This is a genomic window from Pumilibacter intestinalis, assembly GCF_943193005.1.
Lineage (GTDB): Bacteria > Bacillota > Clostridia > Christensenellales > Pumilibacteraceae > Pumilibacter > Pumilibacter intestinalis.
Window position 1 is genome coordinate 154,558 of record NZ_CALPCH010000002.1, and the last position, 24,697, is coordinate 179,254.

The following is a 24,697-nucleotide window of genomic DNA, read 5'->3' on the forward strand; positions in this document are numbered from 1 at the left end:
TATGGCAATACGAGAAATTGTTAAACTCGGCGACGAGGTTTTGAGAACCAAAGCGAAAGAAGTTACCAAATTCGACGAGTCGCTCGGCGTGTTGATAGACGATATGTTCGACACCATGTTCAAAGCCGACGGAGTGGGGCTCGCCGCACCGCAGGTGGGAATACTGCGCAGAATATGCGTGGTTTGCGTAGACGGCGTTACAAAGTACGAGCTTGTAAATCCCGAAATACTCAAGTTCGGCGGCATACAGCGCGGTGCGGAAGGTTGCTTGAGTTGTCCGGGCAGAAGCGGAATTGTCGCGCGTCCGAAAAAAATGACGGTGAAAGCGCAGGACAGAACGGGAGAGAGCAAGTTATATAAGGTGGACGGATTTACCGCCGTTGCCTTTTCGCACGAGATAGACCATCTCGACGGCGTTTTGTTCGTAGACAAGATAGAGCGTGAGGACGAGTAATGCGCATAATTTTTATGGGAACGCCCGAATTCGCAGTGCCCGTGCTTGACGCGCTTGCGAATTCGGAACACGAAATCGTTGCGGTGATATCTCAGCCCGACCGCGAAAAAGACAAAAAAGGCAATTTGTTGGCTACGCCCGTAAAGCAATATGCCGAGGAGCACTCGCTCGACTGTTTGCAGTTCGATAAGGTATCGGCTCACGTTTCGCAACTGCGGGGATTAAATCCCGACGCGATAGTAACCGCGGCATACGGGCAGTTGTTGAGCGCGGAGGTTTTGCAAACGCCGCGGCTCGGCGTTCTCAACGTGCACGCTTCTCTTTTGCCCGCATACAGGGGCAGTTCGCCCATTCAGTCGGCGATACTGTGCGGCGAAAAGGTAACGGGCGTTACCATTATGAAAACCGAACTGAGCATGGATACGGGCGATATTCTCTCTAAGCGCGAGATAGCCATAGACGAGCGCGACACCGCGGAAACGCTTTCGCATAAATTATCGAAGCTCGGCGCGTCTCTTTTGCTCGAGGTTTTGGAAAAGTACGGGCGCAATGAAATTACCCCTCGAAAGCAGGACGACTCGAAAGCCACTTATTGCAAAAAGATAACCAAAGCTGACGGATTGATAGATTGGAGTGCGAGCGCAAGCGAAATTTGTTGCAAGATACGCGCTTATTATCCTTGGCCCGTGGCGTACGCTTATTTGTGCGGAACGCCGCTCAAGATTTACGAAGCGAATATATCCGAAAACAGTTTTGGCGAAAGCGGCTTAGTCACGGTTAAAGGCAACGAAATGTACGTGTCTTGCGGCTCGGGCAGCATAAAAGTAAAGCGCATGCAGTTGCCCGGAAAAAAGGTTTTGCCTGCCGAAGAGTTTTTGCGCGGCAGAAATATACCCGAAGGGTGCGTCTTGAAAAATGCGTAACGACAGGGATATTACGGTATACGAATTGTTAATGAAGGTGTTTCGCGATAACGCGTACGCTTCCATTGCGCTCAACGACGCGCTTTCCGATTGCAAAGCGGAAGACAAGCCGTATATCACCAAACTTTTTTACGGAGTGCTCGAGCGCAATATTTATTACGATTACGCGATAGAAAAATTCGCGAGTTCCAAACCCAAAAAGCCTATAGCCGTAATAGTTAAAATGGGATACTATTTGCTTGAAAACATGCGAGTGCCTTCGTACGCGGCTGTAAACAATATGGTGTCGCTGTGCGGCAAAGTGGGAAAGAGCGGAGCTTCGGGTTTTGTAAATTCGGCTTTGCGCAAATTCAAGCCGCCCGAACTGCCGCAAGAAGGCACGCTCGAACGTCTATCGGTAGAATACGGATATCCTTTGTGGCTTTGCGAAATGCTCGTAAACGATTACGGCTATACTTTTGTGCGGGATATGCTGGCGCATGCTCCCGAAAAGCGCACTCATATACGCGTTAACAACGCGGTTATAAGCGAAAAGAAATTTGCCGAGAAATACGCGGATTTTATTTCGGACGGCGACGACCCCGCACTCTCTCCGTCGCGCGTAGGGTATTATGCTACGCGTAAGTTTATCGAAAGCGCGAATTCCGGCGATTACGTTGTGCAGTCCGCCGCCTCGATTGCCGCGGTGAAAGCGTATTTACACAATCTGCCAAATGTAAAACTCGCGCTCGACACATGCGCCGCACCCGGAGGAAAGGCTGTGCTTACGGCTTCGATAAGCGGAGCGCAAGTCGTTGCGTGCGACGTTCACAAGCACAGGGTGGAACTCATACGCAAGTACGCGTTTCATTGCGATACGAGAATTTGCGCCCTTGTGCAAGACGCAACCGTTTACAATCCCGAGTGGCGCAACAAGTACGATTTGGTTATATGCGACGTTCCTTGCAGCGGAATAGGCGTTGCGGGTTCTAAGCCCGATATACTTTACAATCGCGGAAAAGAGGATATCGCCGAACTTGCCGCGCTCCAAAAGAAGATACTCGAAACCGCGAGCGCGTACGTAAAAAAGGGCGGCAGACTGTGCTATTCCACGTGCACGGTGTTAAAGTGCGAAAACGGCGATATAATAAAAGATTTTCTTTCGCGCCACCACGAATTCGAGCGCGATATGATTGAGTCGCCGTATACCCACGGCGAGTCGAGCGAAATAAATTTGTTTCCGCATTTGCACAATACCGACGGTTTCTTTGTTGCGGCAATGAGAAAGAGGGCGTAAATCTTGAAAATATTGGCGGATTACGATATCGACGAACTGAAAAAGATTGTTTCCGAAATGGGACAGCCGTCTTTTCGCGCGACTCAAATTTTCAAATGGTTGTATAGCGGCGCGGATTTCGACGGCATGACCGATTTGCCCGCCGAGTTCAGAAAGGAGCTTTCTCGAGAGTATATAGCCGTTCCGCTCACTATTGCCGAAAAATTCGTTTCCAAAGACGGCTCGGTAAAATTTTTGTACAAGTATCACGACGGAAATATTATAGAGGGCGTATATATGCCGCATTCCTACGGCGATACGCTGTGCGTGTCTACACAGGTCGGTTGCCGCATGGGGTGTTCGTTTTGCGCGTCGGGCATCGGCGGGCTTGTGAGAAATCTCACTGCGGGCGAAATAGCGGCGCAGGTTATAGCGGTGAACGGCTATCTCGGCGGCAGTGCCGCAAATCGCAAAATATCCAATCTCGTGCTTATGGGGAGCGGAGAACCTCTCGACAATTACGACAACGTAACAAAGTTTTTGCGGCTCGTTACCAATAAAAACGCACTCGATTTCGGTATGCGCTCGATATCGCTTTCCACTTGCGGGTTGGTTGAAAATATCAAACGGCTTGCGGACGAGGGATACGGCGTTACGTTGTCGGTTTCTTTGCACGCCACCACCGACGAAAGCCGCCGCGAGCTCATGCCCATAGCTCATAAATACACGCTTGCCCAAATTACCGAAGCGGTGAAATACTATTTCGAAAAGACGGGCAGGCGCATTATATTCGAGTATGCGCTCGTTAAGGGCAAAAATATGAGCGCGTTCGATTGCAAACGTTTGCGGGAAATTACGCGCGGATATCCGTCGCACGTAAATCTCATAAAACTAAACTATGTGAAAGAAAAGGGGATGCAAGGTTGCTCGGACGAAGAAGCAAAGCGGTTTTTGCAAAGACTTACCGAAATGAACGTGTCGGCAACGATACGCCGCTCGTTCGGCAACGACGTGGGCGGAGCTTGCGGACAGCTTAGGAGAAACTACATTGCTGAAAGGTAGAGTAGTCAAAGTTTTGTCCGACAGGTTCATGGTAGACGTGGGAAACGAGTCGGTGCAGGTAAAATCGCGCAAAAAACTCAAGCGCGAAACTTTGCCGCTTCCAGGGGATTTCGTGCTTTTGGAACAGGCGGGCGACGAGTACGTGCTGTATAAAATAGAGGAGCGCAAAAATCGTTTGATACGCCCTGCGGTATCCAACGCGGATAAAGTGATTATCACCGTTGCGCCGTTGCCCGAAACCGATTTTCTTACCGTTGACAAGCTGATTATAGGCGCGCATAAAGCGGGCGTGAGCACGGTTATATGCGTTAACAAAACCGATATTACGCCGCAGGGTTTTACGGAGAGCGTAGAGGCGCAATATGCGGGAGTGGCGGACGCGATAGTAGCCGTGTGCGCCGAGCGGAAAGAAACCGCCGCGCTCGAAAAACTGCTTACGGGCGGGTTCTCGTGTTTTGCGGGTCAGTCGGCTGTGGGCAAAACCTCGCTTATAAACGCCGTGTGCGGACTTGACCGCGAAGTGGGCGACTTGAGCGAAAAAACGCTTAAAGGTAAAAATACGACTACAAGCGCGGAACTTATAAAGATTTCGGACGGAACGTATATTGCCGACACGCCCGGATTTGCCGCGCTCGATTTATTCGATATAAAGCCCGAAGAACTTTCGCTGTATTACGACGAATACGTTGCGCTTTCGAGCGGGTGCAAATATCACATGTGCACGCACGTAAGCGAACCCAATTGCGCAGTTCGCGCGGCGGTTGAAAGCGGACGGCTGAACGGACTCAGATACGAAAGGTATCTTATGCTCTGCGAAGAACTTAAAAAACGCAATTTACACAGAAAATCATGGAGAAAGGCATATGACGACTGAAAACAAGCACCGCACTATGGTTGCGCCCTCTATTTTGAGCGCGGATTTCGGAAGAATGAACGAAGAAATCGCGCGAATGAAGCAATGCGGCGCGGATATAATACACTGCGACGTAATGGACGGTATATTCGTGCCCAACATCACGTTCGGATTTAAGATGATATCGGATATAAAGAAGAAAACCGATATGCCGCTCGACGTGCATCTCATGATAGACAAGCCCGAACGCTATGCGCAGAGATTTATAGACGCCGGCGCGGATTGGCTCACAATTCACGCGGAAGCCACTTCGGAACTTATTCCCACGCTCGAACTTATAAAAAGCTCGGGGATAAAGTGCGGGGCGGTTATAAGTCCCGATACGAGCGTGCGGGTTCTGCGCGAATGTTTCCCCATATGCGATATCGTGCTTTTAATGAGCGTTTATCCCGGTTTCGGCGGGCAGAAATTCATAGAGCGTTCGCTCGAAAGAATGACCGCGCTTAAAGCCATGCGCGACGAACTGAACGAAAACGCGTTACTCGAAATAGACGGCGGAGTAACTGCGGAGAACGCGGCGGCTATTGTGCGGGCGGGTGCGGACGTGCTCGTTGCGGGCAACACTTTGTTTTCGGCGGCTCATCCCGAAAAAGTCATAGAAGAATTTCACGCGCTATGAAAAAGGGCGTACTGTTTCTTAACGGCGAACCGCCGCAAATAGATATCATAGAAAAAGCGGTATCGGAAGGTGTTCCCGTGTATTGTACAGACGGCGCGTATGCCTATTTGTCGGCTGTGCGAGTGCCCGATACGGTGATAGGCGATTTCGACTCGTTTGCCGTTGAAAACGTTTGCGAGAGTTGCGAAACCGTTGCTTTTTCCGCCGACAAAGACTATACCGACGGCTTTTTGGCTGTTAAAATAATGATAGAACGCGGCTTTACCGATATAGATATATTCGGTGCGTACGGCGGCAGACCGGATATGGCGGAAAGCAATTTCGCTTTGCTTGCCTACGCGCTCAAAAAGGGAGTTAAAGCCGTGTTTTGCGGCGAGATGAACGCTTATCTCGTGCGCGGAAAGTTTACCGCAAACACGCAAATCGGCGCAACGGTATCTATAGTACCCTTTTCCGACAAAGTGCATATATTGTATACAAAGGGATTGAAGTATGCTCTGACCGACTACGAGATGTGCAAATTCGATAACGTTGACGCTCCCGACTACATAATGGGAGTGTCGAACGAAAGCTCGGAAGAAAACGTCGAAGTGGAAACGGACGGAGGGACGGCTTTGCTCTTTGTACGAGAAAGGAGGTAGGTATGCGTATCGTATGCGTGAAAGCCCCGAGGTTTTTGTCGGGATTTCTGAAACTGCTTTTTTGCAGAAAGAAGCAAAAGGACGGGGAATGACGTTCTCTACATAAAAAGAAACCGCTCGGTCTACCACGCGAACGGTTTCTTTTATTTTAGGTAAAAACCGGAACTCAGTCCGAATTTTTATTGGTACGAAGACAACGGGTGCAAACGTATTCGTTGCTTTCTTTGCCGTCTATCTCGATTCTTACCTTGTGTACGTTGGCGCTGAAAGTGCGCTTCGTATGACGGTTGGAGTGGCTCACATTGTTGCCGCTTACCTTGCCTTTACCGCAAATTACGCAAACTCTGCTCATTGTATTTTACACCTCCCGGGCGCAGTTTTTTTTACTTGCCTAACAATAATATCACAAATTATAGATAAAAGCAAACGAATTTGTACCGATTTTTAAGAAATTAACGCATATTTTTGAAAATTATCGAGAAAACTCTTGCAAAAAAATAAGTAATGGGTTAAAATATAACGTGTGGATACATATAATTTAGCGGAGAGAAGCAGTTGAGTGTAAATACCGCCAACGCATACGGTAGGATAACCATAACCGAAGAGGCAATCGCGCAGGTTGCCGGAAATACGGCTCTCGAATGCTACGGCATCGTAGACCTTGTTTCGAAGCGGTTTTCCGACAGTTTGGCGGACCTTTTCAAACGCAAACGGCTTTCCCGCGGGGTTCGCGTGCTTACGAGCGGCGACCGCATATTCATTGATTTGTACGTAATAATAAAGTACGGCGTATCCATAGAGGCAGTAGCCCAATCTCTAAAAAAATCCGTTAAATACGACGTCGAACGCTTTACGGGCATGGTGGTAGATACCATAAACGTTAATGTTGTGGGAATAAGGGTATAATGATGTTTCCGTAAATGCATTAAGACGCGGAGGACAAAATGCAAAAGTCGATAAACGGCGCAACGTTGCGCAAGATGATATTAAACGGAGCAAAATTGCTCGATACAAATAAAGAACACGTAGACTCGCTGAACGTATTTCCCGTTCCCGACGGTGACACGGGAACGAACATGTCGCTTACCATGTTGTCGGCGGCGAAAGAGGTTACCAACTGTCCGTCTAACGGGCTCGACGCTCTCAGCGACGCGATTAGCAAAGGCGCGCTTCGCGGCGCACGCGGCAACAGCGGCGTAATACTCAGTCAGATATTAAAGGGCATGACTACCGTTCTTGCTCAAAATCAGGAAATAACGAGCAAAACTCTCGGCAAGGCTCTTGCCGCGGGAACGGAGATTGCGTATAAAGCGGTAACAAAGCCCAAAGAGGGAACTATACTTACCGTTGTGCGCGCAATGAGCGAGCACGCGAAAAGCATTACCAAAAAGAGCATGGAAATACCCGCGTTTTTGGAAAGCATAATAGCGGCGGGCGAAGAAACGCTCAAGCAAACGCCCGAAATGCTCCCCGTGCTCAAAAAGGCGGGCGTTGTGGATGCGGGCGGCAGAGGACTGCTCATAATCTTCCAAGGCTTTTACCATGTGTTAATCGGGCAGGAAGATACGAATATCGCGTTCGACGATAACATAAACTCCGCTCAGTCGGGCAGCGCGTACGACGAACAGGCGCATTTCGATTACAACGATTTGGCTGAAATCGAATTCGGATACTGCACCGAATTTTTCATAGTTCATCTCAACAAGAAAACCACCGAGGCGGATATAGACCGTTTCCGCGAAAATCTCATGACGATAGGCGACAGCGTGCTCGTTATAGGCGATTTGAACATGGTGAAAGTGCACGTTCATTCCAACGAGCCGGGAGTCGTTCTTACATACGCGCTCGAACTCGGAGAGATAGACCGCGTAAAGATAGAAAACATGCTCGAACAAAACCGCGCGTTGATTGCTCAGAAAAAGCAGGACTTAAAGCCTTACGGGCTTGTAGCCGTGTGCGCGGGAGAGGGGCTAACGAATATATTCAAAGACCTGCTTGTAGACAACGTGATAGAAGGGGGGCAGACCATGAACCCGAGTGCGGACGATATCGCCAAAGCGTGCGACGCCGTTCCCGCCAAAGACGTTTTCGTGTTCCCCAACAACAAGAACATAATTCTTGCCGCGGAGCAAGCCAAAGTGCTCACAAAGCACAATTTGCACATAATCCCCACGAAAGACATTCCGCAGGGGCTTTCGGCGGTGCTCGCTTTCAATCCCGAGGACACGCTCGACAATAACCTTACGAACATGAACGAAGCTATCGGCAACGTAAAAACCGGCATGGTTACATATGCGGTGCGCAGTTCGCACGTTGACAATTTCGACTTGAAAGAAGGCGATATAATAGGCGTGGATGCCAAAAACATAATTGCAAAGGGCGAAAAAGTGGAAAACGTTACCGCCGAGCTTGTGGATAAGATGATGGACAGTTCGGTTTGCAATATCACTTTGTATTTCGGCAACGAGGTTAAAGAGGAAGAGGCGAACGAAATCGCGAGCCGACTTTCCGAAAAATACAATAGATGCGACGTTGACATTCATTACGGCGGACAACCGCTTTACTATTATATAGTGGCGTTGGAATAATCAGCGGTATACATTGAACTTAGAAGATATAAAGGGGTTGGGAAAAACCCGAATAGAAAAGCTCAGAGCGGTCGGCATTGTCCGTCCGCTCGATTTATTGTTGCACTTTCCGTACAAATACGTCGAACTCGACGCGCGGGCGGATATAGACAAGCTCAAAACGGGCGACGAGTTGACGGTTGCGGGCACGGTAATAAACGAACCCGTAGTGAAATTTTTGAGAAAAGGGTTGCGCCTTACTCAAGCAACCCTGCAAACGCAATACGGCGAGATTGAAGCGGCGTGGTTCAATCAAAAATACATAAAAGCGGCTTTGCCGAAGGGGAAATTCGTGTGTCTGCACGGAAAAATAAAAAAGTTCCGCAATAAAATAACGCTGTCCGCGCCCGTAATAGTAAGGCAAAACGGAAAAAATACCGTTGCTTTATATAGGAATATCCCCGGAATACCTCAAAGCGTTTTTTCGGAAGCCGTGGATATGTTGCTCTCTTGCGCGGACGTGCACGGTTATATTCCCGAAAGCGTGAGAGCAAATCACGGTTTGCCGCCGCTCGGCAAAGCGTTTTGCGAGGTTCACCGTCCTACGAATATTATTTCCGCGCATAATGCGGCGCGTGCGTTGTCGCTCGAAAAGCTCAGCTATTCGCTGTGTATGTTTTCGGCGGTGAAAGCAATGGCGAGCCGCTCCGAGAAATTCGAGTACTCGCGCGATTTCGGCGATTTGAACAATATTATAAGTTCTTTGCCGTTCGAGCTTACCCGCAGTCAGACCGCGGCGTTAAAAGATATAATAGCTTCGCTCAAAAGCGAAACGCCCATGAACCGATTGTTGCAGGGCGACGTGGGGTGCGGCAAAACCGTTATTGCTTTGCTCGCAATGTATTTTGCCTATCTCAACGGATATCAGAGCGTGCTTATGGCTCCCACCGAGATACTTGCCGTACAGCATTACAAGTCGGCGATAAAATTTTTGGAGTGTGCGGGCGCGAAAGCGGTGTTGTTGAGCGGCAGTTTGAACAAAACGGAACGCGAGCAGGCTTTGTTTAATATAGAAAACAAAGTTGCGGATATAGTGATAGGCACGCACGCGCTGTTAAGCGACGACGTTCGGTTTGCAAAGCCCGCGCTTATAATAACCGACGAACAACAGCGTTTCGGCGTGAACCAGCGCGGCAAATTGGAGAGCAAAGCTCCCAATGCGGATATTCTCGTGATGACGGCAACGCCTATACCTCGCACGCTCGCGCTCACTTTATACGGCGAGCTCGAGCAGTCTTGCATAACCGCGTTGCCCGCAGGGCGACCCGAAATAATCACGTCGGCAGTGCCCGAAAAAAAGTTCGAGGGAATGTTCGATTATGTTTTGGAACGGGCGCGACTCGGAGAGGGCACTTATATGGTTTGTCCGCGAATTGACTCCGACGAAGAAGAGGGACTCGTTTCGGCGGCGGAATTGTATGCGCGGCTCAAAGCGAAATATGCGTGCGTGGGAATAGGGCTGTTGCACGGCAAACTAAAAGACTCCGAGAAAAACGAAATAATGGGCGATTTTTCGCGCGGCAAAATCAAAGTTTTGGTTGCAACCACCGTAATAGAGGTGGGGATAGACGTACCGAGCGCGGCGAACATAATAATTTTCAATTCCGAGCGGTACGGATTGAGTCAGTTGCACCAGCTTCGCGGGCGCGTGGGGCGCGGCGACAAAAAGAGTTATTGCTTTTTGCCCGTTAAAGGAACCGTGCCCGAGCGGTTGGAATTTTTCCGCAACTGCAACAACGGGTTCGAGCTTTCTGAATACGATTTCGAGAAGCGCGGCGCGGGGGATTTTATAGGAACTCGTCAGCACGGCGACGCGGAGGAACTCCCCGTAAAGATAGACGCCGCTCTTATATCGGAGGCAAAAGCGATATCCGAAGAGGTGCTGCGCGACGCAGACGCCGCGGCGGGAATTAAAGCGGCGGCTAAAAGCGGCGCGGAACAATACGTAAGAACTATAACCATGAACTGATTTGCTTGACAATTTATACGCGTTCGTTTTATAATGTATCAATTATACTTAAATTCCGAGGAGCGCGTGTGAAAAAATTTCAACTGCCTTTCGGCGTGCAGGATTTCATGCCGAGCGAATGTTATAACAAGATTGCGGTTGAGCAAAAACTTGCCGCGGTATTTGCTGCGCACGGATTTTTGCGAGTGAGCATGCCGGCGATAGAATTTTTCGACGCGTACGACCGAGTTCTCGACCGCTCGGCTGTGAAAAAGACTTTTAAGACTACGGACAGCGACGGCAGCTTGCTTATGCTCAGGTTCGACCCGACTTTGCAGATTTGCCGCATGGCGGAGTCCAAACTCGAACCCGAGCTTATAAACAAAGTATACTATTTGGAAAACAGTTACGAATATATTTCGGACGAGACGACGGCGCGAAGCAGAGAATTTCCGCAGGCGGGCGTTGAACTGCTCGGAAACAGCGGCTCTGCGGGCGATATGGAAATCGTGGTAACGGCGATTGAAAGTTTGCTTGCGGCAGGGCTCGGCGACTTTATGCTCGAGCTCGGGCAAGTCGACTATTTTAACGGGATAGCTATGGAGTCGGGCTTGAGCGACTCGGATGCGGGCGAACTGCGCGCTCTCATTAACAAAAAAGACATGCTCGGAGTAGAGATATTTTTGCGCGACAAAAACGTGAACGAAAAGTTCGTTGCGCAATTTTTGAAATTGCCTTCGCTTTTCGGCGACTGCGAGGTTTTCGAGCGTGCCCGCGCGGGAGTGTGCAACGAAAGAAGTTTGAACGCGATTGACGGGCTCGAAACCGTTGTGAACGCGCTCAAAGCCGCAGGGCTTGACAAATACGTTTCGGTGGATTTGGGACTTTTGCGCGGCGAATATTACACGGGTATGGTAATGAAAGGATTTTCGTCAGAGTTCGGCATGCCTATTTTGGACGGCGGGCGTTACGACGGACTGTGTTCGTCGTTCGGTTCGCCAATGCCTGCCGTGGGGTTTTGCATAGGCGTGAAAAGATTGCTTATCGCGCTTGAAAAGGAACTCAAACTTACAACGCCGAAATTTATCGACTGCGCGTATATTTCCGACGGCAAAAGTTTTAAGAAAGAATACGAATACGTTTCAAAGTTGCGGAGCAAAGGATTTGCTTTGGAAAAACTTTTTGCGGACGGTGAGAACGCGCTCGAAGAATACTGCGAGACAAAGGGCATAGAAAACGCTTTTTCCATAACGGGTAACGCCGTAAAATACGTGAGAGGTAAAGAACCGTGCGACAAATAACCATAGCTCTGGCGAAAGGTCGTCTTGCCGAAAAAGCCATAGAAATACTCGATAAGTGCGGCGTAGACTGTGCGCCGCTAAAAAAAGACACGCGCAAACTCGTACTGTATGACGGCGAAGGCAAATACAGGTTTATTTTCGTAAAGCCCGCCGACGTTCCCACGTATATCGAGCGCGGCGCGGCGGATATGGGAGTTGTGGGCAAAGACACATTGCTCGAAGAAAGCAAAGATATTTACGAAATGCTCGACCTCAAATTCGGCGCATGCGCTATGTGCGTGGCGGGGTTTGCCGATAAAAACAACAGCATAACGCAAAACAAACTTCGCGTGGCGAGTAAATACGTTCGCGTGGCTAAAGATTATTACGCCTCGAAAGGGATTGACGTGGATATAATCAAGCTGACGGGGTCGGTGGAGCTCGGGCCCGTAATAGGTTTAACCGACGTGATAGTGGATATAGTTGAGAGCGGTAAAACTCTCGAGGCAAACGGTTTGGTGGTTTTGGAAGAGATATGCAAGCTGTCCGCTCGGCTCGTGGTGAACAAAGTGTCTTTGAAAACAAAGAAAGACGAGGTTTTGCCGCTTGTAAACAAAATTTCGGAAATAGTGGAGGGGAGATGAAAGAGCTTATACCCATATTGGACGGAAACGGAGATTTATCGAGGATTTTCGAGCGCGGAAAACTGAACTCGGGAGAGATACTCGGCACGGTAAAAAAGATAATAGATGACGTTCGCAATCGCGGCGACAAAGCTCTTTTCGAATATACCACAAAGTTCGATAAGATAAGTCTGGACTCCGAGAGCGTAAAAGCGACTCGGGAGGAAATAGACGAGGCGTATAGAGCCGTGCCGCAAAAAACTTTGAACGCGCTTAGAAGAGCCAAAGAAAACATATTCGAGTTTCACAAGCGGCAAAAGAGAAAAGACGATATAGTAACCGCGGGAGGAAAAACCACGGGCATACTGTACAGACCCGTAGAACGCGCGGGGCTATACGTTCCCGGCGGCAAAGCGGCGTATCCGAGTTCGGTGCTCATGTGCGCGTTGCCCGCGGTTGTGGCGGGAGTATCCGATATTATAATGACGACGCCTGCGGGCGGCGGATTAAATCCGCTCACGCTTGTTGCGGCGAACGAGTGCGGAGTAAGCAAAATATACAAAGTAGGCGGAGCGCAAGCGATTGCGGCTATGGCATACGGAACGGAAACAGTTCCCAAAGCGAGCGTAATAAGCGGACCGGGCAACATATACGTGGCTTTGGCTAAGCGCGAGATTTACGGCGCGGCGGGCATAGATATGATAGCGGGACCGAGCGAAATACTCATAATTGCCGACAACACGGCGAACGCAAAGTTCGTAGCCGCAGACTTGCTGTCGCAAGCCGAGCACGACGAACTTGCGATGAGTTTGCTCATAACCGACAGCCGCGAGCTTGCGGAGAAAGTAAAAGAAGAACTTTATACGCAACTGAAAACTTTGGAAAGAGCCGCTATAGCCGAAAAGTCGCTGTGCGATTACGGCAGTATAGTAGTTGTGAAAGATATAGACCGAGCCGTGGAGTTGGCGAACAAAGTAGCTCCCGAGCATTTGGAACTTTGCATTAAAGACCGAGAAAAATATCTTTGTAAGATTACGAACGCGGGCGCGGTGTTTTTGGGTAATTACTCGCCCGAGCCGTTGGGCGATTATTACGCGGGCACAAACCACGTTTTGCCCACGTCGGGCACTGCGGCGTTTTGTTCCGCGCTCGGCGTAGACAGTTATATGAAAAGAATTAGTTTGATAGAGTACGACTCGAACTCTCTCGAGGCGGCGGCGGAAGATATCATTGCTCTTGCGCAAGCGGAAGGACTCACCGCGCACGCCAACTCCGTGAGAACGAGAATAATTAAGGAGACGGTATGAGAGAAGGACGGCAGGAAAGAAAGACCAAAGAAACGGAAATTTGCGTAAAGATGAACCTCGACGGAAACGGCGCGTACGATATTTCAACGGGCGTTGGATTTTTCGACCACATGTTGGAGCTGTTTTCGTGTCATTCGGGCATAGACTTATTTGTGAGCGTTAAAGGCGATATCAAAGTTGACGCGCACCACTCGGTGGAAGACGTGGGCATAGTCATGGGCAAACTCTTGCACGAGTTGCTCGGCGACAAAAAGGGAATTGCCCGTTACGCAACCTCTTATATACCCATGGACGAAACCCTTGCCCGCACGGTGATAGACGTGAGCGGCAGACCCTGTTTGGTTTATCGCGCCGACGGACTGAAGGGAAAGACGGGCGATTTCGACACCGAGCTTACCGAAGAATTTTTCCGCGCGTTTTGCTCTTACGGCATGATAACAGCGCACGTCGAGCTACTCTACGGCGGAAACTTGCACCACATGGCGGAAGCTGTTTTCAAGTCGTTCGCGCACGCTCTTTCCGACGCGGTGAAAACTACGGGCGAAAAGATACCGAGCAGTAAAGGAATTTTGGAATGATACTGTTTCCCGCTATAGATATACTCGACGGCAAGTGCGTAAGACTTTTGCACGGCGAATACGATAAAGTTACCGAATACGGCGAGCCCGTAGTCATGGCGAAAAAGTGGGCGGATAACGGCGCGGAATATTTGCACATAGTGGATTTGAACGCCGCGAAAAGCGGAGCGGAAGAAAATCTGAGTTTAATTCGCGAAATAGCCAAAGCGGTAAAAATATCGGTGCAAACGGGCGGCGGAGTGCGCTCTCTCGACGATATCGAAAAAAGACTTTCGGGCGGCGTTGCGAGAGTAATACTCGGCACGGTTTGTTGCGAAGAACCCGATACGGTAATTCGCGCAGTAAAAGAATTCGGGGCGGAGCGCATTGTGTGCGGCATAGACGCCAAAGACGGTTGCGTAGCCACGAGAGGTTGGCTCTCGAGCGCGAACGTAACTCCCGTAAATTTGGGCAAAGAGATGTACGGCGCGGGCGTAAGATACGTTGTGTATACCGATATCCGCAACGACGGCGCACTCAGCGGAGTGAACGTGGCGGCATGCAAAGAAATGGCGGATAAAACGCGGCTTAAAGTGATAGCGAGCGGCGGAGTGAGCGGCGCGGCGGATATTCGCGCTCTCAAAGCACAAAGAATGTACGGCGCGATACTCGGCAAGGCGTTGTATGAAAACAAGCTCACCCTTTCGGACGCGCTTGCGGCGGCAAAGGAGTAAAAGATTATGAACGTGAAATTCAATTCCGACGGACTTGTAGTGGCTATAGCCGCCGACGCTTACACAAACGAAGTGCTCATGCAAGCGTATATGAACGCCGAAGCACTCGAGAAAACTTTGCAGACGGGCAAGGCTCATTATTACAGCAGGAGTCGCAAAAAGCTGTGGCTTAAGGGCGAAACGAGCGGGCACTATCAAAAAGTGATAGAGGTACGAACCGATTGCGACGGCGACTCGATATTGTTGCGCGTGGAGCAGACGGGCGCGGCGTGTCATACGGGAGAACGCAGTTGTTTTTACACCGTTATGAAAGAGTTCGAGAAAGTTCCTAATATCGCCGTGCTTTTCAGGGATTGCGAAACGATTGCGAAAAGGCGCAACAATCCGCAAGCAGGCTCGTATACAAACTACTTGCTCGATAAAGGCGTGGAAAAAATTTGCAAAAAAATCGGTGAGGAGGCTTCCGAGAGCATAATAGCGGCAATGAAAAACGATAAAGACGAACTTGCTTGCGAACTTGCCGATTTGTATTATCATACGTTCGTGCTCATGAACGACAGGGGCATAACGCTTTCCGACGTGCTTGCCGTGCTCGAAGAACGCGCGGCTTCCGAAAGAAAAAGAAATTATTGATATTAAAGTATTGCTTGAAAACGAAACCTCGGCGGGTTTCGTTTTTTTTGTGCGATAAATGCGTGAAAGCGTCGAAAACGTATAAAAATTATCAATAATTATGATTAACATTCAAAAACTATGAAGCTATATGAGTTTACTTATTTTACCGTTCTTGCTAATATTTATAATATATACAGGAGGTAAAATTATGAAGAAACAAGTGAACAAAGCCACGGTACAAAAGTTGTTGATAAGTCTCGGCGTTGCGCCGAGCATGAACGGATATCGTTATTTAACGAGCGCGATACTTTTGAAGATTGCTCGCGAGTCCATAACTATGTGCGGATTATATTCCGAAGTTGCGAAATTGCAAAACACAACAGCTTCGGCTGTGGAGCGTTGCATGCGTTTCGCCGTTATGCGCGTGTATAACGCGAACAAACTCGAGGGGCTGAACGATTTATATAATGCGAATATAATTTGCGAATTGCCCCGATTATCCGATTTTATTATGTATATAGTGGAGTATTTATGTTGTTTTTATCAGGATGATGAATTGGTATATTAAAATAAGCAAGTCCATATATTTGACAAAATTTGCCTCGATAGGTTAAAATAATACAGTCGTTCGACAATAATCTTTTGAGGAATTAAATGCGGCGGTTCGTTAATTTGCGTATAATGCTTATAGGTGCGCTCGGCGAAACCGTCGCTATTTTTATATTGTGCGCGTCGGGCGTGAACAAAACTCTTTCTTTGGCTCTTATGCTCGCATTTATTACCGTTCTTTGCTCTGCGGCTGTGATTGCGTACAAAAAAGGAGCAATGAAACTGTGCGCGGCGTTTGTGCTTTGCTTAATCGTTTGCGTTTTAACGAATATTTCTTTCGAGGTAAGAACGTCATCTTATAATCAAGTAGACGTAAGCGCGGAAACCGAATATACGGTAGGCGGTTACGCGGACAGTATTTCTTGGGATAACGGCTACGTAAAAAGCATTATCGTAAGCGGCGTTACGGTAAACGGCGAGAAGATAGGCGGCAACGTGGAAATATTCTTATCCGATGACGAAATAACTTTCGATACGATTTCGCCCGGTTATGCGATAGTTGCGAGCGGCAAACTGTATGCGATAAAACTGCTTGACGGCATAGACGTAAACGGCACGGCGTACCGCAAGGATTTGAGATACAAACTTTACGCATCTTGCGACAATATATACATAAGACCGGACTCGCCGAAAGGATTGCTCGGTTTGCGCCGCGTAATATTCGAGAAATTGAGAGCGGTTTGCGGGCATGAATACGGAGCTGTGGCGTACTGCATGCTCACGGGCGACAAAAGCGAACTTTACGATTCGACTACGAGATTATACAGTTTGAGCGGATTGGGACACGTGCTTGCCGTTTCGGGTTTGCACGTAGGCGTGATAGTGGGAGCATTCGGAATGCTGCTCGGAAAATTGCGCGTAAGAAAGTCCGTTCGCGTGGGCGTGATTTCGGCTCTTCTCGTGTTGTTTACGGTGTTTGCGGGAATGTCCGCTTCGGTAATAAGAGCGTCGGTCATGTGTTTTATAGGATTGCTCACTTTGGTTAACGGGCAACGCAAAGACGGATTGAGTTCGCTGTGCGCCGCTTATACGCTGATACTTGTATTCGAACCGTTCTTGTTGTTCGAGGTCGGATTTTTAATGAGCTTTTCGGCGGTTTTCGGGCTTGTGCTTTTTGCTCGCACGTTTGAAAAGTATTTGCTTAAAGCGCGTATTCCCAAATTTATCGCTTTGCCGCTTGCCGCAACCGTTGCCGTGCATATATCGATATTTCCCGTAACGGCGTACTTTTTCGGCACTGTGAACACGTATTCGATTTTGTTGAATTTGTTGATAGTTCCGTTTATGTCGCTGCTGTATTTGTTGAGCGTGATTTGTACGCCGCTTGCGCTGTTGTTCGGCTTCGATATGCCGTTGAAATTTGTGGGCATAGGATTTGCGGTTACCGATTTGGTAGTGGGAATAGTGCCGCATTTGCCGCTCAACAGTGTTTACGTTTACGCCGATAAACACATATTTTTACTGTATCCTGCGTATTTTGCCGCGAGCGCGTTTTTCATGTTGCCGAGGTTCAAACGCACCGTATCGATAGCGATATTCGCGCTGCTTGTCGCGGCTGTCGCCGCACCCACGGTTGCAACGTTCGGCATTCCCGAAGAAATACGTTACGGGGTTATACCCGTAAACGGGCACGCCGACGTAACCACGGTTATTATAGACGATAAAGTTACCGTAACGGGCGATATAAAAGATTTGGCGGCGTTGACCGCAACGTTGCGGGCGCACAATATACGCAAAATAGATTGTTTGCTCGTTAACCGACTTAACGAAAGAACGGGGAACGGGCTTACGGATTTAATTCTCGACTATAAAGTGGACAAAATAGTTTGCACTCTCGAAAGCACCGAGGCAGACGGACTGAGCGCGATTGGCAAGAGCGGAAATTTTTATTTGTTCGATGAGTGCGGCATAGATAATATATTTCCCGTATATTCCGAAAAGGGCAAGCACCTCGGATACCGTTACGAGTTTTCCGAAACAGTTTCTCTTTTGTCGGTGGGGTATTCGTCGAGCTACGTAAACGTGCCGAGTGAAATTATAGACAAATCGCCCGTTATAAGATGTTTCATGTATCTTAATTCCATGCCCGACAGGGTTTATTTAACAAACATGGCAAAAGGATATCTCGGGGAAGAGCCGAGATATCAGTACGGTTTGGCGGACGAAGGAGCTTACGTATTCAAAATTTTGAACGGAGAGTTGATTAAACGGATATAACTTTTTGCAAAGTTATGTTTGTTTCTCCCGACGGCGCGGACAAAAAAGTAAGAGTGCCGTCGGTTAAATTAAAGCGGAGATAATAAAGCGTATCTTCGTTTTCCAAAGAATTAACGATTATCGCACCGTTTTGAGCATATAAATATAAAAACGATAGCTCGTTGTTCTCGTTGTCGGTACAAGTTACGGTGCAGTCAATCATATTAAATTCAACGGTTATATCGCAACCGTATTCGTATACGTTATCGTTGCCGCAGTAACTGCCGTTTGCGTTTTCCAAAAACTCTTCCACCGAAATCAAGTCGCCTTTTGTAAGAGTTATTCCGTAATCTTGCGAGCTTTCGGCAAATGCTTCGTATTCGGTATTATAGGATAGAGTCGTTTCTTTGGCTTGAGTACATAAAGTAACGGAGTCGTCGGATACCGAAAATCTTTCTATTTCTTCGCGAATAAATTCGTCGCCGCTATCGTCTAAATAGCAATAGTAAGAGCCGCTTGAGAGTTCGCCGTTATCGTCTATTATAATTTTGTATTCGTAAGTTTCTAAATCTATAATCCAACCGCGCCACGTTCCCGCGAATTTGTGCTTAGTAGGTTCTTCGATTTCGGGCGGAACGGGTTGTTCGGGCTTAGGCTCTTCGGGTTCGGGAGGTTGAGTATCCGGCTCTTCGGGTTTCGGTTGTTCCGGTTTCGGTGATTCGGGCTTTGGTTGTTCTTGCTCGGAGTCGTCGGGTTCATCATTGTTGTCTATTGCGGGAGGAGTGGCGTTTTGCGTTTCTTCGTTGCAAGCCGTTGTAAATGCCGCCGTAAAAACAAGCAAAAGTATGAGCAAATACAAACAAGCGGTTTTGAGTACGTTCGTCTTTCTTTTCGTCATCATATGTTTTTCCTCGATATATTTATTTTTTCGAAACCCTTGCTTATAGCATAAAACAATTGTTAAAAAATGTCAAGTAAATTGCGGCGCAAAAAAACTTATTAAAATTTTTCGCAAAACGCTTGAAATTGATTGAAAAAACGGCGTTTTCATGTTATAATAAAGAGTAGTATCAAAGTTTGGCTAACGGAGTTAAAGATGCCGTCTAAGAAATACAACAACGGAAGAAGGAGAGAAAAAAACGAAAGCGATAACGATATCGTAGGCATTGTGCTTATTATAATTTCGGCTTTTATTCTTCTTTGCATTGTGGTTCGTCCCGTTTTGGGCTTTATAAGTTTGGGTATTTTCAACGTGGTAACGGGAGTTTTCGGATTGTTCAGTTATCCGTTGTTTTTCAGTACGCTGATACTCGGTATCGCGCTTTTGCAGGGCAGGCGAACGAATTTGCCCGCGCGTTACAAAATAGGAATTATTTGTTCGGTTATAAGCCTAATGTTTATATTGCAACTCGCTACGTCGCACTCGTTGCTCGGCGGTAATTTTTCGTCTTATATCTCCGGCGTGTACTCGCAAAAAACAACGGCGGGAGGGGTGCTTTTCGGCGCGGTGGCTTACGCCGTGCAATCGGTGGTTTCGCCCGTTGTGTCTTACGTGCTGTTTTCCATAACTTTCGTGGCGTCGGTAGGGTTCTTTATAGTGTTGCCCGTATATTCCAAACGCCGCAAACCGCAGCGCGAGGACGAGCAACAGCAGATAAATCCTTTTGTGAAAGGGTTGGCTGCTCCTCAACAAATCAAACCCGTTAACGACAATACTTTATTTGTAGATACCATTATTCCTTCGGCTCAGGTCGGGCAGATGCAAAACGACGTAAGATATACGCCAATAAACACCGCGGAGCAAGAGCCTAAGCCCAAACTCGATACCGTGCGTTCCTCGGGAGTTCAGTTCGAGCCGTACGGCGAAAAGAAGGCTTCGCATGACGGTTACAAATCCAAAGCTCACGAAATTTTATTCGGCAACCGCCGCAACGCGGAGATAGCTCCGCCTTCGCCGCCCATAGATTTCGCCAAGGCGCAGAGCGAATATATGGCGTCGTTCGGTTTACCGCCGCTTGTTTCCGAGCCGGATATAAAAAGCAAAGTTTCCGAGCCCGCGGTAAGGCAACAAAAGCCCGAGCCGCCCGCAAAGCCGCAGAAAACGGTGCACAACATTTCGTCGGTAGGGCTTGCCGAAATACCGCTTTTGCCGGAAAAGGATATAACCAATCAAATAGTGCGCGACGGAACCGAGATAGTGAACGGCGACGATTTGTCGCGCAGACTTGCCGAAACGCTTACGCCGGTTAGTCAGGAGAAAAAGTACGAGTCGCCGCGAGCGAACGATTTCTCCACGAGAAAAATAGAACTCACTTCGGTTCAACCCAAATCCAAAGTTTCGGAAGAAGAAAGACCGTCTATAGTAAACGGCGATTATTTCGGTATGCCCGCAAAATCCCGTTCTTCCGCGCCCGCTCCCGCGCCGATAGTATCCGCGCCTGTGCAAGACGAATACGAGCAAGAGCAGAGCATAGAGCAAGAGGACGAGGGATTTGTGCAAGAACCCATAATTACGGGTTCGGAATACGAGAAAAGACTCAGTCCCGAAAAGAGTTTCTTTGCCGAGCTCGAAGACGACCGCAAGAGCAAGCGAAACGCCGAGCCTGCCCGCACAATGGCTTTTTCCGACGAGCCCGAAGAAGAGAACGATTTTGTTGCGGAAGAAAGTTCGTTCGCGGACGAGTTGGATAAGAGCGAACGGGAGGTTTCTCTTATGGTAGACGAGCCGCCCGTCGAGCCGCGCAAATCTTCGTTTAACATAATCGAAGAGCCGATAGACCTATCCGAAAAAACGCATTTGAGCGGCGAGGACAATACGGGATATTACAATACCGTATCTTTCGACGTAAAGCCCGCGCGTACCGACGATAAAACGGTGCTTCGCAGTCAGCTTAAGATAGACGATTACGTTGCCGACAAGCCCGCGCCGATAAAACCCAAAAAGAAAAAGCGCGTGAGGTATAATCCGCCCGATATTGATATGTTGATTGCCTCCGACTCCTACACGCCCGAAAATTCCAACGCGGCGTGCGAAGAGAAAGCTCGCATACTCGAAGAAACCTTGCAGGAACTCAAACTGCCCGCAAAAGTAAACGGCATAACCCGCGGACCTGCCGTAACGCGTTTCGAGCTCGAAATGCCGCCGGGAATTCCCATAAAAAGGATAGAGTCGCTCTCCACCGATATCGCATATAATCTTGCCAGCAACGGCAAAATCAGAATAGAGGCCCCCATACCGGGCAAACGCGCCGTGGGTATAGAGGTGCCCAACGAAGAAATAGACATTGTGCGTTTGCGCGAAATAATAGAGTCTAAGGAATTTACCAATTCTTCTTCGCCGCTCACGCTTGCGCTCGGTAAGGATATTGCCGGCGCGAATATAACGTGCAATCTCGAAAAGATGCCGCATTTGCTTATAGCGGGAGCTACGGGCAGCGGTAAATCGGCGTGTCTGAATTCCATTATTATAAGCATATTGTATAAGTCGTCGCCCGAAGACGTTCGCATGATACTTATAGACCCCAAACGCGTTGAATTCAACATGTATCAGGGCATACCTCACCTTATGGGTTCGGAGATAATAAACGACGCTCAGCAGGCGATAAACGTGCTTACCTGGGCGAAAGAAGAGATGGACCGCAGATACACGCTTTTCGGCAATCACAGAGTGCGCAATCTGCCCGAGTTCAATAAATCCGAAGCCGTAAAATCGGGAGAAGAGCCCAAACTGCCGTATATAGTGCTCATAGTAGACGAGCTTGCCGAACTCATGTTAGATAACAATAAAAAAGTGCTCGAAGGCAAGATAATGAGTATCGCTCAAAAGGCGCGAGCGGCGGGTATTCACTTGATACTCGCAACCCAGCGACCGTCGGTAGACGTTATCACGGGCACAATCAAAGCCAATCTTCCTAGCCGTATAGCGTTTACGGTGAAGAGTATTGTAGACTCTCGAACCATTTTGGACGAATGCGGAGCGGAAACTCTGCTCGGTCGCGGCGATATGCTTTATTCGCCGGTGGGAATGGACGACCCCAAGCGCGTGCAAGGCGCGTTCGTAACCGATAAAGAGGTGCTTGCCATATCGGAATACGTGCGCGAAAACAACGAAGCGGATTTCGACGAAGAGTTTGCCACGGCTATCGCCAAGCGCAACGACGAGCCCGAAACCGACGGCGACGAGGAAGAGGGCGACAAAGAGTTCGACAGCCTTATGCCCGAGGTGCTCAAGTGCGTTATTGAGTCGGGTTCTGCGAGTACGAGCATGATACAGCGGCGTTTCAGCGTGGGATATGCTCGCGCAAGCCGCATAATTGACCAAATGGAACTGCACAAGTTTATAGGTCCGCTCGAAGGAAGCAAGCCCCGCGCCGTATATATTTCGAGAGAGCAATACAAAGAACTTTTCGGAACGGACTTATGAAAAAGAGCGTTGGCGTAATAACTTTGGGGTGCGATAAAAATCGGGTTGACACCGAACGCATGCTTTATAATCTCGGTTGCGGAGGGTTCGATATTACGAACGATTACGCCGAAGCCGAGATTTTGATAGTTAACACGTGCGCATTTATAGAAGCGGCGAGAAAGGAAGCGATAGACGTAATTCTTGCCGCCGCGCAATATAAAGCGGGCGCGTGCGAGAAACTCGTTATTACGGGCTGTTTGCCGCAAAAGCACGCCGACGAACTCAAAGACGGTTTTCCCGAGGCAGACGCTTTTCTCGGAACGAACGATTACGATAAGATTTGCGACGTAATAAATTCGCTTTACGACGCGGAAAAAGCGGTAAAAGAGGAGAGCGAAGCGGAACGGGCGAAAAAGAGTCCGCTCGAAAGAATTATTACCACGCCGCCGCACTACGCTTATCTTAAAATAGCGGACGGTTGTGATAATAAATGCACGTTTTGTACAATTCCGTCCATTCGCGGCGCATACCGTTCGCGCCCCATAGACGAGTTGATTGCCGAGGCAAAAGAACTTGCCGACACCGGAGTAAAAGAGCTTATACTCGTTGCGCAAGACACTACGCGATACGGCATAGACCTTTACGGCGAATACAAACTTACCGAATTGTTGCGAGAGCTTGCCAAAACCGATATTTGCTTGATAAGGTTGATGTATTGCTATCCCGAGCTTGTTACCGACGAATTGATAAACGAAATAGTTTCCAATTCCAAAGTAGCCAAATACATAGACGTACCCATTCAGCACATAGACGACCGTATACTCAAACTTATGAACAGGCGCAGTACGGGAGAGCAAATAAAAAGGTTATTTTCCAAACTGCGCGAAAATCATATAGCGGTGCGCACAACCGTCATGGTGGGATTTCCGCAAGAAACCGAAGAGTGTTTTGAAAATCTTTACGAATTTATCCGCGAGTACGCACCCGAACACGTAGGAGTGTTCGCGTACAGCAAAGAGGACGGAACGCCTTCGGCGAAAATAAAAGGTCATCTTTCCAATAAGACCAAAGCCGAGCGGGTAGACGCCATAGGAAAGTTGCACCTAATGAACCGCGAAGCGCATAATCGCGCCGCCGTAGGCAAAACTTTCAAAGTGATTTACGAAGACGTGGATTACGATAAAAACATGTTTGCTGGGCGCACGGAATACGACGCGCCGGATATTGACACAAAAGTTTATTTCACGTCCGACTTTGCGGACGTTGGAGAATACTACGATATCAGAATAACCGCCGGCGACGGTTACGACCTGTTAGGAGAGAAAGTCTGAATGAATTTGCCCACCCAACTTACTTTTTTGCGAATACTTTTAATACCGGTTTTCGTAACTTTGTTTTTCGTGCCGTTTCCGTATCACTGTTTTGTGGCTACGGGAGTGTTTGTGATAGCGAGTTTCACCGATTTTCTTGACGGATATTTGGCGCGTAAAAACAATCTCGTAACCGACCTCGGCAAATTTCTCGACCCCATAGCCGACAAAATGCTCGTGTCTTGTGCGCTTTTTGCCGTTGTGCTGTATGAAAATACCTTCCAGGTGGGCGTAGTGGTGTGCGCGATGATAATAATGTGCCGCGAGCTTATGGTAAGCATGTTCAGAACGGTGGCGAGCACGAAAAACATAGTGCTTGCCGCAGATAAACTCGGCAAAATAAAAACAATATTGCAAATGTGCGCTCTCATACTGCTGTTGCCTATATCCGACGTATACGCTTGTTTGCCGAGCGGCGCGGATTTGTCGTTTGACGTAACCGTTATAGGCGACTCGGTGCTTTACTGCGGGCTTATATTGCTTGCGCTTTCCACCGTTATGGCTGTGATTTCGGCAATAAACTATATTGTGAAGAACAAGCACGTTTTCAAAGATTGAC

General features: G+C 48.5%; 23 protein-coding genes. 21 read left to right on the forward strand and 2 right to left on the reverse strand.

The genetic code is table 11. The features are described 5' to 3' along the window. Position 1: 1 nt before the first annotated feature. The 7 genes from def to NFR55_RS01715 are packed head-to-tail and all read left to right on the forward strand — an operon-like array spanning position 2 to position 5,867. The gene (gene def, locus NFR55_RS01685; protein WP_251545584.1) at positions 2–454 is read left to right on the forward strand and encodes a peptide deformylase; all 453 of its coding nucleotides are present in this window, start codon (positions 2–4) and stop codon (positions 452–454) included. Beyond that, positions 454–1,377, forward strand: coding sequence for a methionyl-tRNA formyltransferase (fmt, locus tag NFR55_RS01690; RefSeq protein ID WP_251545586.1), 924 nt, complete (start codon positions 454–456; stop codon positions 1,375–1,377). Before def ends, fmt begins: the two co-directional genes overlap by 1 nt. After that, positions 1,370–2,653 carry a transcription antitermination factor NusB gene (locus NFR55_RS01695; RefSeq protein WP_251545588.1) on the forward strand — a complete coding sequence of 428 codons (1,284 nt, stop codon included), beginning with the start codon at positions 1,370–1,372 and terminating at the stop codon, positions 2,651–2,653. The genes fmt and NFR55_RS01695 overlap by 8 nt, the downstream gene beginning before the upstream one ends. A 3-nt stretch (positions 2,654–2,656) precedes the next feature. After that, on the forward strand, positions 2,657–3,694 hold the full coding sequence (rlmN, locus tag NFR55_RS01700) for a dual-specificity RNA methyltransferase RlmN (RefSeq protein ID WP_251545591.1): 1,038 nt from the start codon (positions 2,657–2,659) through the stop codon (positions 3,692–3,694). After that, entirely contained in the window at positions 3,681–4,568 is an 888-nt protein-coding gene (rsgA, locus tag NFR55_RS01705; RefSeq protein ID WP_251545592.1) for a ribosome small subunit-dependent GTPase A, read from the forward strand. The genes rlmN and rsgA overlap by 14 nt, the downstream gene beginning before the upstream one ends. Further along, the gene (rpe, locus tag NFR55_RS01710) at positions 4,558–5,226 is read left to right on the forward strand and encodes a ribulose-phosphate 3-epimerase (RefSeq protein WP_251545594.1); all 669 of its coding nucleotides are present in this window, start codon (positions 4,558–4,560) and stop codon (positions 5,224–5,226) included. Before rsgA ends, rpe begins: the two co-directional genes overlap by 11 nt. Continuing rightward, entirely contained in the window at positions 5,223–5,867 is a 645-nt protein-coding gene (locus NFR55_RS01715; protein ID WP_251545596.1) for a thiamine diphosphokinase, read from the forward strand. Before rpe ends, NFR55_RS01715 begins: the two co-directional genes overlap by 4 nt. Before the next feature lie 166 nt (positions 5,868–6,033). Here the strand turns inward: NFR55_RS01715 and rpmB are convergent, their stop codons facing one another. Beyond that, positions 6,034–6,219: a 50S ribosomal protein L28 gene (gene rpmB / locus NFR55_RS01720; RefSeq protein ID WP_251545598.1), complete on the reverse strand. Its 186-nt coding sequence runs from the start codon at positions 6,217–6,219 to the stop codon at positions 6,034–6,036. 203 nt (positions 6,220–6,422) lie between these two features. Here rpmB and NFR55_RS01725 point away from each other — a divergent pair, with 203 nt between their 5' ends. The 11 genes from NFR55_RS01725 to NFR55_RS01775 all read left to right on the forward strand — a co-directional run bounded on the left by NFR55_RS01725 (position 6,423) and on the right by NFR55_RS01775 (position 18,384). Then, the gene (locus NFR55_RS01725; RefSeq protein ID WP_251545600.1) at positions 6,423–6,773 is read left to right on the forward strand and encodes an Asp23/Gls24 family envelope stress response protein; all 351 of its coding nucleotides are present in this window, start codon (positions 6,423–6,425) and stop codon (positions 6,771–6,773) included. A gap of 38 nt (positions 6,774–6,811) precedes the next feature. Beyond that, complete coding sequence (locus tag NFR55_RS01730; RefSeq protein WP_251545603.1) at positions 6,812–8,455, forward strand: DAK2 domain-containing protein; 1,644 nt, start codon at positions 6,812–6,814, stop codon at positions 8,453–8,455. Positions 8,456–8,468: 13 nt separating this feature from the next. Then, entirely contained in the window at positions 8,469–10,463 is a 1,995-nt protein-coding gene (locus tag NFR55_RS01735; protein ID WP_251545605.1) for an ATP-dependent DNA helicase RecG, read from the forward strand. A 68-nt stretch (positions 10,464–10,531) separates the two neighbouring features. Next, the gene (locus tag NFR55_RS01740; protein WP_251545607.1) at positions 10,532–11,743 is read left to right on the forward strand and encodes an ATP phosphoribosyltransferase regulatory subunit; all 1,212 of its coding nucleotides are present in this window, start codon (positions 10,532–10,534) and stop codon (positions 11,741–11,743) included. Beyond that, entirely contained in the window at positions 11,731–12,366 is a 636-nt protein-coding gene (gene hisG, locus NFR55_RS01745; RefSeq protein WP_251545609.1) for an ATP phosphoribosyltransferase, read from the forward strand. The genes NFR55_RS01740 and hisG overlap by 13 nt, the downstream gene beginning before the upstream one ends. Further along, positions 12,363–13,652, forward strand: coding sequence for a histidinol dehydrogenase (gene hisD, locus NFR55_RS01750; protein ID WP_251545611.1), 1,290 nt, complete (start codon positions 12,363–12,365; stop codon positions 13,650–13,652). The genes hisG and hisD overlap by 4 nt, the downstream gene beginning before the upstream one ends. Beyond that, positions 13,649–14,230: an imidazoleglycerol-phosphate dehydratase HisB gene (gene hisB / locus NFR55_RS01755; protein WP_251545613.1), complete on the forward strand. Its 582-nt coding sequence runs from the start codon at positions 13,649–13,651 to the stop codon at positions 14,228–14,230. The genes hisD and hisB overlap by 4 nt, the downstream gene beginning before the upstream one ends. Beyond that, entirely contained in the window at positions 14,227–14,943 is a 717-nt protein-coding gene (gene hisA, locus NFR55_RS01760) for a 1-(5-phosphoribosyl)-5-[(5-phosphoribosylamino)methylideneamino]imidazole-4-carboxamide isomerase (protein ID WP_251545615.1), read from the forward strand. Before hisB ends, hisA begins: the two co-directional genes overlap by 4 nt. Positions 14,944–14,949: 6 nt before the next feature. Beyond that, entirely contained in the window at positions 14,950–15,576 is a 627-nt protein-coding gene (gene hisIE / locus NFR55_RS01765) for a bifunctional phosphoribosyl-AMP cyclohydrolase/phosphoribosyl-ATP diphosphatase HisIE (RefSeq protein WP_251545617.1), read from the forward strand. 190 nt (positions 15,577–15,766) lie between these two features. After that, positions 15,767–16,126: a sporulation initiation factor Spo0A C-terminal domain-containing protein gene (locus NFR55_RS01770; RefSeq protein WP_251545618.1), complete on the forward strand. Its 360-nt coding sequence runs from the start codon at positions 15,767–15,769 to the stop codon at positions 16,124–16,126. 86 nt (positions 16,127–16,212) lie between these two features. Beyond that, complete coding sequence (locus NFR55_RS01775) at positions 16,213–18,384, forward strand: ComEC/Rec2 family competence protein (protein ID WP_251545619.1); 2,172 nt, start codon at positions 16,213–16,215, stop codon at positions 18,382–18,384. Here the strand turns inward: NFR55_RS01775 and NFR55_RS01780 are convergent. Beyond that, positions 18,371–19,264: a hypothetical protein gene (locus NFR55_RS01780; protein ID WP_251545620.1), complete on the reverse strand. Its 894-nt coding sequence runs from the start codon at positions 19,262–19,264 to the stop codon at positions 18,371–18,373. The genes NFR55_RS01775 and NFR55_RS01780 overlap by 14 nt on opposite strands. 195 nt (positions 19,265–19,459) lie before the next feature. Between NFR55_RS01780 and NFR55_RS01785 the strand changes: the two genes are divergently transcribed. Genes NFR55_RS01785 through pgsA form a run of 3 tightly spaced genes read left to right on the forward strand, consistent with a single transcriptional unit; the run spans position 19,460 to position 24,696 of the window. Continuing rightward, complete coding sequence (locus NFR55_RS01785) at positions 19,460–22,786, forward strand: DNA translocase FtsK (protein WP_251545621.1); 3,327 nt, start codon at positions 19,460–19,462, stop codon at positions 22,784–22,786. Beyond that, a complete protein-coding gene (rimO, locus tag NFR55_RS01790; RefSeq protein ID WP_251545622.1) occupies positions 22,783–24,099 on the forward strand; it encodes a 30S ribosomal protein S12 methylthiotransferase RimO in 1,317 nt (438 codons plus the stop codon). The genes NFR55_RS01785 and rimO overlap by 4 nt, the downstream gene beginning before the upstream one ends. Further along, the gene (gene pgsA, locus NFR55_RS01795; protein WP_251545623.1) at positions 24,100–24,696 is read left to right on the forward strand and encodes a CDP-diacylglycerol--glycerol-3-phosphate 3-phosphatidyltransferase; all 597 of its coding nucleotides are present in this window, start codon (positions 24,100–24,102) and stop codon (positions 24,694–24,696) included. Position 24,697: the final 1 nt, after the last annotated feature.

What these genes read in the sequence shown, in the direction of transcription:
- def (WP_251545584.1), top strand. Translation starts at nt 2, where the DNA reads ATGGCAATACGAGAAATTGTTAAACTCGGCGACGAGGTTTTGAGAACC.
- fmt (WP_251545586.1), top strand. Translation starts at nt 454, where the DNA reads ATGCGCATAATTTTTATGGGAACGCCCGAATTCGCAGTGCCCGTGCTT.
- NFR55_RS01695 (WP_251545588.1), top strand. Translation starts at nt 1,370, where the DNA reads ATGCGTAACGACAGGGATATTACGGTATACGAATTGTTAATGAAGGTG.
- rpe (WP_251545594.1), top strand. Translation starts at nt 4,558, where the DNA reads ATGACGACTGAAAACAAGCACCGCACTATGGTTGCGCCCTCTATTTTG.
- NFR55_RS01715 (WP_251545596.1), top strand. Translation starts at nt 5,223, where the DNA reads ATGAAAAAGGGCGTACTGTTTCTTAACGGCGAACCGCCGCAAATAGAT.
- rpmB (WP_251545598.1), bottom strand. Translation starts at nt 6,219, where the DNA reads ATGAGCAGAGTTTGCGTAATTTGCGGTAAAGGCAAGGTAAGCGGCAAC.
- NFR55_RS01730 (WP_251545603.1), top strand. Translation starts at nt 6,812, where the DNA reads ATGCAAAAGTCGATAAACGGCGCAACGTTGCGCAAGATGATATTAAAC.
- hisD (WP_251545611.1), top strand. Translation starts at nt 12,363, where the DNA reads ATGAAAGAGCTTATACCCATATTGGACGGAAACGGAGATTTATCGAGG.
- hisB (WP_251545613.1), top strand. Translation starts at nt 13,649, where the DNA reads ATGAGAGAAGGACGGCAGGAAAGAAAGACCAAAGAAACGGAAATTTGC.
- hisA (WP_251545615.1), top strand. Translation starts at nt 14,227, where the DNA reads ATGATACTGTTTCCCGCTATAGATATACTCGACGGCAAGTGCGTAAGA.
- hisIE (WP_251545617.1), top strand. Translation starts at nt 14,950, where the DNA reads ATGAACGTGAAATTCAATTCCGACGGACTTGTAGTGGCTATAGCCGCC.
- NFR55_RS01770 (WP_251545618.1), top strand. Translation starts at nt 15,767, where the DNA reads ATGAAGAAACAAGTGAACAAAGCCACGGTACAAAAGTTGTTGATAAGT.
- NFR55_RS01775 (WP_251545619.1), top strand. Translation starts at nt 16,213, where the DNA reads ATGCGGCGGTTCGTTAATTTGCGTATAATGCTTATAGGTGCGCTCGGC.
- NFR55_RS01780 (WP_251545620.1), bottom strand. Translation starts at nt 19,264, where the DNA reads ATGATGACGAAAAGAAAGACGAACGTACTCAAAACCGCTTGTTTGTAT.
- NFR55_RS01785 (WP_251545621.1), top strand. Translation starts at nt 19,460, where the DNA reads ATGCCGTCTAAGAAATACAACAACGGAAGAAGGAGAGAAAAAAACGAA.
- rimO (WP_251545622.1), top strand. Translation starts at nt 22,783, where the DNA reads ATGAAAAAGAGCGTTGGCGTAATAACTTTGGGGTGCGATAAAAATCGG.
- pgsA (WP_251545623.1), top strand. Translation starts at nt 24,100, where the DNA reads ATGAATTTGCCCACCCAACTTACTTTTTTGCGAATACTTTTAATACCG.